We start from the raw sequence: 10,449 nt of genomic DNA, 5'->3' as shown, positions 1-10,449 counted from the left end.
CCCTCATCGCGAGCAGGCTCACTCCCACATTTAATCTGTGTCATCAGGGTTAGAGTGGTGCAGGTTCCTGGCTCGGCTTCGACTTGTCGATCCCCGGCACATGCAGGCTACCCTCGGCCACTTGATCACCTTCAAGCTGTGGCTGCGTGACCCACGTCAGGATGTCGTAGTAACGACGGATGTTCGCCACGAAATGCACTGGCTCGCCGCCCCGGGCGTAGCCATAACGCGTCTTGCTGTACCACTTCTTCTCTGACAGGCGCGGCAGCATTTTCTTCACGTCCAGCCATTTGTCCGGATTCAGGCCTTCCTTCTTCGCCAGTTTTCGCGCGTCATCCAGGTGGCCAGTGCCGACGTTGTAGGCCGCCAGGGCAAACCAGGTGCGATCAGGCTCCTGAATCGATGAGTCCAGTTGATCCTTGATATAGGCCAGGTACTTGGCGCCGCCCATGATGCTTTGCTTGGGGTCGAGGCGGTTGGACACACCCATCGCCTGCGCCGTGTTCTGGGTCAACATCATCAGGCCGCGCACGCCGGTCTTGGACGTGACCGCCGGTTGCCACAACGATTCCTGATAGCCGATTGCGGCCAGCAGGCGCCAGTCGACTTTTTCTTTCTTGGCGTAGGCCTTGAAGTGTTGCTCGTACTTGGGCAGGCGCTGCTGCAAGTGCTGGGCGAACGTGGTGGCGCCCATGTAGCCGAGAACGTCGACATGCCCGTAGTAGCGGTCTTTGAGGCGCTGCAGGGTGCCGTTTTTCTGCACCTTGTCGAGGTAGTCGTTGATTTCGTTGAGCAGGCTGTTGTCTTCGCCAGCGGCCACGGCCCAGCTTTGATTGCTGGCGTCGCCGAGGTCGAAGGCGACCCGTATGTTGGTGAAGTACACCTGGTTCATCGCGACTTCATTGGAGTCGACCAGAGTCAGGTCGATCTGGCCTTCATCGACCATGCGCAGCAGGTCGACGACTTCAACCGCGTCGGACTCTTCATACTCAATGCCGGGGTATTTCTTTTTCAGCTCCGCCAACTGTTCGGCGTGGGTGCTGCCTTTGAGCACCATGATCTTCTTGCCGACCAGATCACCCGCGTCGGTCGGCCGCGATTGGCCGTTGCGGTAGATGATCTGTGGGGTGACATCCAGGTAGGAGTGGGAAAACCGGACCTGTTTTTTACGTTCTTCACTGCCGACCAGACCGGCCGCAGCCAGCACCGGGCCGTTAGGCTTGCCGACCTGGCTGTACAGGTCGTCGAGGTTGTCGGCGGTCTCGATCTTGAGTTCCACCCCCAGATCCTCGGCGAAGCGCTTCACCAGCTCGTATTCGAAGCCGGTTTCACCGTTGCGATCCTGAAAGTAGGTGGCGGGGCTGTTTCGCGTAACCACGCGCAGCACGCCATCCTCCTTTACGCGCTCCAGCGTGTTGGGTTTATCAACACAGCCATTGAGCAGCAGGAAGAGTCCGGTTGCGATCAGCCATTTGGCGTACCGCGGACGCAAAGCCGTTGGGGAAAACATCTGCGCAGTATACGCAAAGGACCACGAGCGCCATATCTCGACAGCAAAGGGCTTGTCTGCTAGGCAATTGAAAAGCACTCCGGAGCCCGCAGGAATGGGCTTGGAGAGCATTTTTCTGAGCAAAAAAATAACCCTTTTTGAGCGCCTTTTTCAGGCCCGTATCTGTGGTCCGACACCCAGGTGCAGSCGCCCGTACCGTTTCGGGTGATGTCGCGGGCGGTTTAGGCTAGAATGCACGGCCTCAAAGCACACCCCTCCCGAGGCTGTCCCGAAGATGTTGATCCTGCGCGGCGCTCCTGCCCTTTCTGCCTTTCGCCACAGCAAACTCCTTGAGCAACTGAGCCAGAAGGTCCCGGCTGTCAGCGGCTTGTATGCTGAATTCGCTCACTTCGCCGAAGTTACCGGCGTCCTGACCGGCGACGAACAGCAGGTGCTCGCGCGCCTTCTGAAGTACGGCCCAAGTGTTCCGGTACAAGAACCGACCGGTCGTCTGTTCCTGGTGTTGCCGCGTTTCGGCACCATCTCGCCGTGGTCCAGTAAAGCGAGCGACATCGCCCGCAACTGTGGCCTGAGCAAGATCCAGCGCCTGGAGCGCGGCATCGCGTTCTACGTGGCCGGTCAGTTCAGCGACGCCCAAGCACAGCTTATTGAAGGCGCCTTGCACGATCGCATGACGCAGATCGTTCTGGCCAACCTCGAACAGGCCGCCGGCCTGTTCAGCCATGCCGAACCCAAGCCGCTGACTGCGATCGACGTGCTGGGTGGCGGTCGCGCCGCACTGGAAAAAGCCAACACCGAGCTGGGYCTGGCCCTGGCCGAAGACGAAATCGACTACTTGGTCAACGCCTTCATCGGCTTGAAGCGCAACCCGCACGACATCGAACTGATGATGTTCGCCCAGGCGAACTCCGAGCACTGCCGTCACAAAATCTTCAACGCCAGTTGGGACATCGACGGTCAGAGCCAGGAAAAAAGCCTGTTCGGCATGATCAAGAACACCTACGTGATGCACAGCGAAGGCGTTCTGTCGGCTTATAAAGACAACGCTTCGGTCATCGTCGGTAACGTCGCCGGCCGTTTCTTCCCGGACCCTGAAACCCGCCAGTACGGCGCGGTGCAGGAACCGGTGCACATTCTGATGAAAGTCGAAACCCACAACCACCCGACTGCGATCGCCCCGTTCCCGGGCGCTTCCACCGGCAGTGGCGGTGAGATTCGTGACGAAGGCGCGACAGGTCGTGGCGCCAAGCCAAAGGCTGGCCTGACCGGGTTCACCGTGTCCAACCTGCAAATCCCGGGCTTCGAACAGCCGTGGGAAGTGCCGTACGGCAAGCCTGAGCGCATCGTGACCGCGCTGGACATCATGATCGAAGGCCCTCTGGGTGGCGCCGCGTTCAACAACGAATTCGGTCGTCCGGCCCTGACCGGTTATTTCCGTACCTTCGAACAGTCGATCACCACCCCGCGTGGCGACGAAGTTCGCGGTTACCACAAGCCGATCATGCTGGCCGGCGGCATGGGTAACATCCGTGCCGAACACGTACAGAAAGCCGAAATCACCGTTGGCTCCAAGCTGATCGTGCTTGGCGGCCCGGCGATGCTGATCGGTCTGGGTGGCGGCGCAGCTTCCTCCATGGCCACCGGCACCAGTTCCGCTGACCTCGACTTCGCTTCCGTGCAGCGCGAAAACCCTGAGATGGAACGTCGCTGCCAGGAAGTCATCGACCGTTGCTGGCAGTTGGGTGACAAAAACCCGATCAGCTTCATCCATGACGTGGGTGCGGGCGGTCTGTCCAACGCCTTCCCGGAACTGGTCAACGACGGCAACCGTGGTGGCCGCTTCGAACTGCGCAACATTCCAAACGACGAGCCGGGCATGGCCCCGCACGAAATCTGGAGTAACGAATCTCAGGAACGCTACGTTCTGGCAGTCGGCCCGGCTGACTTCGAACGCTTCCAGGCGATCTGCGAACGCGAGCGCTGCCCGTTTGCTGTAGTCGGCGAAGCCACTGCCGAACCGCAGCTGACGGTCACCGACAGCCACTTCGGCAACAGCCCGGTGGACATGCCGCTTGAAGTGCTGCTGGGCAAAGCCCCACGCATGCACCGTTCGGCCGTTCGCGAAAACGAACTGGGCGACGACTTCGATCCGTCGACGCTTGAGATTGCAGACTGCGTAGAACGCGTTCTGCATCACCCGGCTGTTGCGAGCAAAAGCTTCCTGATCACCATCGGCGACCGCACCATCACCGGCCTCGTGGCCCGTGACCAAATGGTCGGCCCGTGGCAGGTTCCGGTGGCCGACGTTGCCGTTACCGCCACCAGCTTCGACGTCTACACCGGTGAGGCCATGGCCATGGGCGAGCGCACTCCGCTGGCTCTGCTGGACGCTCCGGCGTCGGGCCGTATGGCCATCGGCGAAACCCTGACCAACATCGCCGCTTCGCGCATCAACAAGATCTCCGACATCAAACTGTCGGCGAACTGGATGTCTGCTGCCGGTCACCCGGGTGAAGACGCGCGCCTGTACGACACCGTGAAAGCGGTCGGCATGGAGCTGTGTCCTGAGCTGGGCATTACCATTCCGGTGGGCAAGGACTCCATGTCCATGGCCACGCGCTGGAACGACGAAGGCGTCGACAAGACTGTCACTTCGCCAATGTCCCTGATCGTGACCGGTTTCGCGCCAGTGGCTGACATCCGTCAGACCCTGACCCCGGAACTGCGCATGGACAAGGGCACCACCGACCTGATCCTGATCGACCTGGGCCGTGGTCAAAACCGCATGGGCGCCTCGATCCTGGCCCAGGTGCACGGCAAGCTCGGCTCGCAAGCGCCGGACGTCGATGATTCCGAAGACCTCAAAGCCTTCTTCGCGGTGATCCAGGGCCTGAACGCCGACGGTCATCTGCTGGCGTACCACGACCGTTCCGACGGTGGTCTGCTGACCAGCGTGGTGGAAATGGCCTTTGCCGGCCACTGCGGTCTGAGCCTGAACCTTGACGGTCTGGCAGAAACCTCCGCCGACATCGCTGCGATCCTGTTCAACGAAGAACTGGGCGCCGTGATTCAGGTTCGTCAGGACTCCACGCCGGACATCCTCGCGCAGTTCAGCGCTGCCGGTCTTGGCGAGTGTGTGTCGGTGGTCGGTCAGCCGATGAACAACGGCCAGATCAACATCACCTTCAACGGCGAAACCGTGTTCGAAGGTCAGCGTCGTCTGCTGCAGCGTCAGTGGGCTGAAACCAGCTACCAGATCCAGCGCCTGCGTGACAACGCCGACTGCGCCGAACAAGAGTTCGACGTGCTGCTGGAAGAAGACAACCCGGGCCTGAGCGTCAAGCTCAGCTTCGACGTCAACCAGGACGTCGCCGCGCCTTACATCAAAAAAGGCATCCGCCCGCAGGTTGCCGTGCTGCGTGAGCAGGGCGTCAACGGTCAGGTGGAAATGGCGGCCGCGTTCGACCGCGCTGGTTTCAACGCAATCGACGTGCACATGAGCGACATTCTGGCCGGCCGTGTCGACCTGAACGAGTTCAAAGGTCTGGTGGCGTGCGGTGGTTTCTCCTACGGCGACGTACTGGGTGCCGGCGAAGGCTGGGCCAAGTCCGCGCTGTTCAACAGCCGCGCTCGCGATGCGTTCCAGGGGTTCTTCGAACGTAACGACAGCTTCACCCTCGGCGTGTGTAACGGTTGCCAGATGATGTCCAACCTGCACGAGCTGATCCCGGGCAGCGAGTTCTGGCCGCACTTCGTGCGTAACCGCTCCGAGCAGTTCGAAGCGCGCGTGGCCATGGTTCAGGTCCAGGAGTCGAACTCGATCTTCCTGCAAGGCATGGCCGGTTCACGCATGCCAATCGCCATCGCTCACGGTGAAGGCCATGCTGAGTTCGCCAGCGAAGAAGCGTTGCTGGAAGCCGATCTGTCGGGCTGCGTGGCGATGCGTTTCGTCGACAACCACGGCAAGGTCACCGAAAAATACCCGGCCAACCCGAACGGCTCGCCGCGTGGGATCACCGGTTTGACCAGTCGCGACGGCCGCGTAACGATCATGATGCCGCACCCGGAGCGTGTGTTCCGCGCCGTGCAGAACTCGTGGCGTTCGGAAGACTGGAACGAAGACGCACCGTGGATGCGTATGTTCCGTAACGCTCGCCTTTGGGTTAATTAAGAGTGGTTAACTAAGCGCTGTGTATAAGCTCAGCTTTTTTGTTCCAGTCAGCCATGTGGAACAGATCAAGAGCGCCGTATTCGCCGCCGGTGGCGGACGGATCGGCGCCTACGACCATTGCGCCTGGCAAGTGCTCGGCCTCGGCCAGTTTCGCCCGTTGGACGGCAGTCAGCCCTTCATTGGTGAATCGGGGCAGGTCGAGCAGGTTGAGGAATGGAAAGTTGAGCTGGTGGTCAGCGATGAGTTGATTCGCGCTGTGGTGGTGGCTCTGAAGCAGAGCCATCCCTATGAGACGCCAGCTTACGAGGTGTGGCGGTTGGAGGATTTTTAATCTGATAGCCGCTGAAATGAGAAACCCGCTGATGAAGATCAGCGGGTTTTTTGTTACTCGGGATTCGGACTGACGCCGGAACTCCGTCGTCAGGCAATGCAGGCAATAGATGTATATGTTGGCAACAAGGAGCCAGCGACCTCCGTTCTCACCAATATCTTGCAAGATTACCTGGAGGCTGCAGATGGCGACGCCCCATAGAGGCCACGTCCTTTCTTCCGCCTTGGACACATTGGTCAAAAAACCTTTGAATCAAGCAGATGACGCTGCGCTGGTCAGCGCTGCCAAAGCTGTTTGGTACTGTAGTTTGAATCTTGAGAATGAAGTAACTGCTTTTCTGAAATGCCACACTGATGAGGTGGAAGTTCGACGTGCAGGCTATTTACTTGAACGGTTTACTCGTTTTGCGTGCGTGTCCGATAGCCGCGTGTCGGAAACCCTCAATGCTCTTGAGCTTTTTGCGTACTCGGCTTCCAAGCAAGGGGAGGCGCCACAAGCAGTCGTACCCCTTCGTCGGCGCCGTGATGAACTTGCCGTCTCTTGGGGGCTGAATGAAGGCCTCGGCCTGAAGGCTCACCCTCATGCCTTACCAGACTCGTCATTACGAAGCGGAGCAGCGCGCTGCGTCTGCCTGAGCTTAAGCGGCACTATGAGATCCCGGCATAGGTCAGGTTTCGTTGCCCTGAATTTGACGGATGTACATCAATAAAAATTGTGGGAGCGGGCTTGCCCGCGATAGTGGAGTGCAAGGCGCTCAAAATCTGAACCTTGGCACTCACTTCGCAGCGATTAACTAACGCCATCAGGGCTAGTCYCATCGCCGGCAAGCCGATCTCGCTCCCACATGAAATCTATGTCAACCACAAAAGTATTTTCGCCAGAACGGGGAGAATTACGGGCGGATTTCGATCATCGTGCCGTCCGGCACCAGGTTCCAGATTTCGCGCATGTCCATGTTGCGCATGGCGATGCAGCCGTCGGTCCAGTCCAGGGTGTGGAACAGGTCCTCAGGGTTGTCCTCGGTGTCCGGCGTACCGTGGATCATGATCATGCCACCCGGATCGACACCTTCTCGGCGCGAACGGGCGGAGTCACTGATGTTCGGGTAGGAGATGTGCATTGCCAGGTTGAAGCGGTCACTGACCTTGCGCCAGTCCACCCAGTAGAGGCCTTCTGGAGTACGTTTGTCACCCTCCATCAGTTTTGGGCCTTGGGGATGCTTTCCCAAGGATATGCGATAGGTCTTGAGCGGCTTGCCGTCATTGATCAATTGCAATTGATGGGCAGATTTAAGGACCAGAATTTTTTCGATGACTCTCCCATTCAGGGGTTCCGCAACGGAAGCCTGTGACATGGCAACGAACGACAAGCAAAAAACGACAAGCAACCAGCGCATTGAAACGATATCCCTAGAGGTGTCGGCTATTTTAGTTATAGATGTTTTAAGTGATGGCATGCTGAGCCAGCGGTGGGATCGATTCGGACCGCACAGGGTAGACCTCGGTCCTCCGGTCAGCAAAGAAGCATTCTAGGGTACGGCCCACCGTGCGGAAAGCCAGGTCGGACCAAGGGATGTCGGCTTCTTCGAAAAGCTGCACTTCCAGACTCTCGGGACCGGCTGAAAAGTCCAGGTCCGCCAGTTCCGCGCGAAAAAAAACATGCACCTGACTGATGTGCGGTACGTCGATCAACGTATAGATACTCAGGTTGCGTACCCGGGCGCAGGCTTCTTCGGCGGTTTCGCGAATAGCCGCTTGCTCGATGGTTTCACCGTTTTCCATGAAACCGGCAGGCAGGGTCCAGTAACCGAGCCGTGGCTCGATGGCGCGGCGACACAGCAACACTTTCGAGCCCCAGGTTGCGACACAGCCGGCGACGATGTTTGGGTTCTGGTAGTGCACCGTATGGCAGCTGTCGCAGACAAATCGCAGACGCGAATCGCCTTCGGGAATGCGCTGGGTCACCGGGTTGCCGCACTGACTGCAAAATTTCATGCTTGGGTTCCTGAATGCTGCGCCTATCTTGGCGTGCGGCGGTGTCTGTCGGCAAGTTGTCGTTTAGCGACAAGCAGTGGTTATGGGGTTGGGCGGTCCGTTCGATTGGTGCATGATGCATAGGGTCTGTTGACGTTTGCTGCCGCGCAACGCGGTCGTCAGTAAACGTCAACAGACCCTATGGATAATAAATCGAGAAGTCTCATGCTGGACGAGCTACTGCATCGAGTAAGCAACCACACTCCACGCACACTGGAAACCGACAAACGTTTCCCGGAGGCTGCGGTACTGGTCCCCATCACTCGCAGTGATGAGCCGGAACTGGTACTGACCCTGCGCGCCAGCGGGCTCTCGACCCATGGCGGTGAAGTGGCCTTTCCCGGTGGTCGTCGCGACCCCGAAGACCCCGACCTGATTTTCACCGCGCTACGTGAGGCCGAAGAAGAAATCGGCCTGCCGCCGGGTCTGGTTGAAGTGATCGGCCCGCTTAGCCCGCTGATCTCCCTGCACGGCATCAAGGTCACACCTTATGTTGGGGTGATTCCGGATTTTGTCGAATACCGGGCCAACGATGCCGAGATCGCTGCTGTCTTTAGCGTTCCGCTGGAATTCTTCCGCATGGACCCGCGCGAACACACTCATAGAATCGATTATCAAGGCCGTAGCTGGTACGTGCCGAGTTACCGTTATGGCGAATACAAAATCTGGGGTCTGACCGCGATTATGATCGTCGAGTTGATCAATCTGCTCTATGACGCCAAAATCAGCCTGCATCAACCGCCCAAGAGTTTTATCAACACCTGAAGCCATCGTTCGTATGGCGTGAATCGTGCTTTGTATGAGCCTGCCTGGCCTTGAGGACAACAAGATGAAATATCGCCTGGGCGACGCCCGCGTCGAAACCCATCCGCAGAGCTGGGTCGCACCCAATGCCGTGCTGGTGGGCAAGGTCAAACTGGAAGAGGGCGCCAACGTCTGGTTCAACGCTGTGCTGCGGGGTGACAACGAACTGATCCTGATCGGCAAGAACAGCAATGTTCAGGACGGCACGGTGATGCACACCGACATGGGCTACCCGCTGACCATCGGTACCGGCGTGACCATTGGCCATAACGCCATGCTGCATGGTTGCACGGTGGGTGATTACAGCTTGATCGGCATTAATGCGGTCATTCTGAACGGCGCGAAAATTGGCAAAAACTGCATCATCGGCGCCAATTCGCTTATCGGCGAAGGCAAGGAAATTCCCGACGGTTCGCTGGTCATGGGCTCGCCGGGCAAAGTGGTGCGTGAACTGACCGAGCCGCAGAAAAAGATGCTGGAGGCCAGTGCCGCCCACTATGTGCATAACTCACAGCGCTATGCCCGTGATCTGGTCGAGCAGGAAGAATGAACACCACTGAACGACCCGTGCTTTCGCCCTGCGTGAATATTTGCGCGTTGGATGACGATGACATTTGCACCGGGTGTCAGCGTACGGTGGAAGAGATTACCCGCTGGAGCCGGATGGACAATGATGAGCGCCGCACGGTGTTGGGGTTGTGTCATGAACGGGCCAAATCCAGCGGCCTGCTCTGGATGATCGGAAAAACCCCGGACCTGTAGCAGCTGGCGAAGCCTGCGTCCGGCTGCGCAGCAGTCGCAAAATCAAACAATGCGGTTATTCAGGCAAACGATGGACTCAGGATTTACGACTGCTGCGCAGYCGRACGCAGSCTTCGGCAGCTGCTACAGGTCCGTGTCCGGATTTGGTTGTGCGGCCTTGCTGAAGTACGCTATGCGCCAAATTGACAGGTATCCCCACGCCCCATGCTCTTCCTGATCGCCTACATCAGCAGCGTCGTGCTGATCAACTACGCCTTTTCCACCGCCCCGCACCTRGACATCATCTGGTCGGCCTGGGGTGGATTGGTGTTCATACTGCGTGACATGGTGCAGACCCGCTTCGGCCACGGCGCCATCGCCGCAATGTTGGCCGCGCTGGTGCTGTCCTACGTCACCTCCGATCCGTCCATCGCGTTGGCCAGCGCCACGGCGTTTGCGGTGTCCGAGTGCATCGACTGGCTGGTGTTCAGCATCACTAAACGCCCATTGCACGACCGCCTGTGGATAAGTTCGGCGCTGAGCATACCCCTCGATACCTTCATTTTCTTCGGCATGATCGACGCCTTCACCCCGGGCGTGATCCTTACTGCCATGGGGTCGAAGTTCGCTGGGGTGACCGCCGTGTGGCTGATCATGGCCTGGCGCTTGCGCAAACAGACCGTCGTCAGCTGAAGCCAAACCCTCTGGTTCATGTAAAATGCCGCGCTTTCTCCCCATGGGAMGCGCGCATGTAGCCTGTACGGCCAGTTCGTTAGTTCAAATTCGGATGCAGGAAGTCTATAGCCAAGGCGCTGTGACGAGTCATAGCGTGCTATGGCGGGGAACAGCAACGCAGGAT

10 protein-coding genes are annotated in these 10,449 nt (G+C 58.7%); 7 read left to right on the top strand and 3 right to left on the bottom strand.

The annotated features are described in order from the left end of the window. Nucleotides 1-49 precede the first annotated feature (49 nt). Complete coding sequence (gene mltF, locus AC1DRJ_RS13285; RefSeq protein ID WP_477802558.1) at nucleotides 50-1,510, bottom strand: membrane-bound lytic murein transglycosylase MltF; 1,461 nt, start codon at nucleotides 1,508-1,510, stop codon at nucleotides 50-52. Nucleotides 1,511-1,784: 274 nt separating this feature from the next. On the opposite strand from mltF, the gene purL reads away from it, so the two are divergent. The 3 genes from purL (at nucleotide 1,785) to AC1DRJ_RS13270 (ending at nucleotide 6,721) form a co-directional block, all read left to right on the top strand. Next, nucleotides 1,785-5,681 (top strand): phosphoribosylformylglycinamidine synthase, encoded by a 3,897-nt coding sequence (purL, locus tag AC1DRJ_RS13280; protein WP_477802557.1) that lies wholly within the window; start codon nucleotides 1,785-1,787, stop codon nucleotides 5,679-5,681. Between the two features lie 19 nt (nucleotides 5,682-5,700). Then, entirely contained in the window at nucleotides 5,701-6,012 is a 312-nt protein-coding gene (locus tag AC1DRJ_RS13275) for an NGG1p interacting factor NIF3 (RefSeq protein ID WP_477802556.1), read from the top strand. A gap of 184 nt (nucleotides 6,013-6,196) precedes the next feature. Next, entirely contained in the window at nucleotides 6,197-6,721 is a 525-nt protein-coding gene (locus AC1DRJ_RS13270) for a hypothetical protein (RefSeq protein ID WP_477802555.1), read from the top strand. A gap of 183 nt (nucleotides 6,722-6,904) precedes the next feature. Here the strand turns inward: AC1DRJ_RS13270 and AC1DRJ_RS13265 are convergent, their stop codons facing one another. Both AC1DRJ_RS13265 and AC1DRJ_RS13260 read right to left on the bottom strand, forming a co-directional pair. After that, nucleotides 6,905-7,408: a L,D-transpeptidase family protein gene (locus AC1DRJ_RS13265; protein ID WP_477802554.1), complete on the bottom strand. Its 504-nt coding sequence runs from the start codon at nucleotides 7,406-7,408 to the stop codon at nucleotides 6,905-6,907. Nucleotides 7,409-7,454: 46 nt separating this feature from the next. Next, nucleotides 7,455-8,006 carry an NUDIX hydrolase gene (locus tag AC1DRJ_RS13260; protein ID WP_477802553.1) on the bottom strand — a complete coding sequence of 184 codons (552 nt, stop codon included), beginning with the start codon at nucleotides 8,004-8,006 and terminating at the stop codon, nucleotides 7,455-7,457. Nucleotides 8,007-8,210: 204 nt separating this feature from the next. Between AC1DRJ_RS13260 and AC1DRJ_RS13255 the strand changes: the two genes are divergently transcribed. From AC1DRJ_RS13255 to AC1DRJ_RS13240, 4 genes are all read left to right on the top strand, one after another. Then, on the top strand, nucleotides 8,211-8,810 hold the full coding sequence (locus AC1DRJ_RS13255; RefSeq protein ID WP_477802552.1) for a CoA pyrophosphatase: 600 nt from the start codon (nucleotides 8,211-8,213) through the stop codon (nucleotides 8,808-8,810). Nucleotides 8,811-8,874: 64 nt separating this feature from the next. Next, on the top strand, nucleotides 8,875-9,399 hold the full coding sequence (locus tag AC1DRJ_RS13250; protein ID WP_007954617.1) for a gamma carbonic anhydrase family protein: 525 nt from the start codon (nucleotides 8,875-8,877) through the stop codon (nucleotides 9,397-9,399). Beyond that, nucleotides 9,396-9,611, top strand: a complete 216-nt coding sequence (locus tag AC1DRJ_RS13245) for a DUF1289 domain-containing protein (RefSeq protein ID WP_477802551.1) — start codon at nucleotides 9,396-9,398, stop codon at nucleotides 9,609-9,611. Before AC1DRJ_RS13250 ends, AC1DRJ_RS13245 begins: the two co-directional genes overlap by 4 nt. A 204-nt stretch (nucleotides 9,612-9,815) precedes the next feature. After that, a complete protein-coding gene (locus AC1DRJ_RS13240) occupies nucleotides 9,816-10,283 on the top strand; it encodes a preQ0 transporter (RefSeq protein ID WP_477802550.1) in 468 nt (155 codons plus the stop codon). Nucleotides 10,284-10,449: the final 166 nt, after the last annotated feature.

Source organism: Pseudomonas sp. P5_B2 (assembly GCF_056400445.1).
This window is presented reverse-complemented; position numbering and strand designations above follow the sequence as displayed.

Coding starts and splice junctions, on each gene's coding strand:
- AC1DRJ_RS13260 (WP_477802553.1), bottom strand. CDS start 8,006: ATGAAATTTTGCAGTCAGTGCGGCAACCCGGTGACCCAGCGCATTCCC.
- mltF (WP_477802558.1), bottom strand. CDS start 1,510: ATGTTTTCCCCAACGGCTTTGCGTCCGCGGTACGCCAAATGGCTGATC.
- AC1DRJ_RS13250 (WP_007954617.1), top strand. CDS start 8,875: ATGAAATATCGCCTGGGCGACGCCCGCGTCGAAACCCATCCGCAGAGC.
- AC1DRJ_RS13265 (WP_477802554.1), bottom strand. CDS start 7,408: ATGCGCTGGTTGCTTGTCGTTTTTTGCTTGTCGTTCGTTGCCATGTCA.
- AC1DRJ_RS13270 (WP_477802555.1), top strand. CDS start 6,197: ATGGCGACGCCCCATAGAGGCCACGTCCTTTCTTCCGCCTTGGACACA.
- AC1DRJ_RS13255 (WP_477802552.1), top strand. CDS start 8,211: ATGCTGGACGAGCTACTGCATCGAGTAAGCAACCACACTCCACGCACA.
- AC1DRJ_RS13245 (WP_477802551.1), top strand. CDS start 9,396: ATGAACACCACTGAACGACCCGTGCTTTCGCCCTGCGTGAATATTTGC.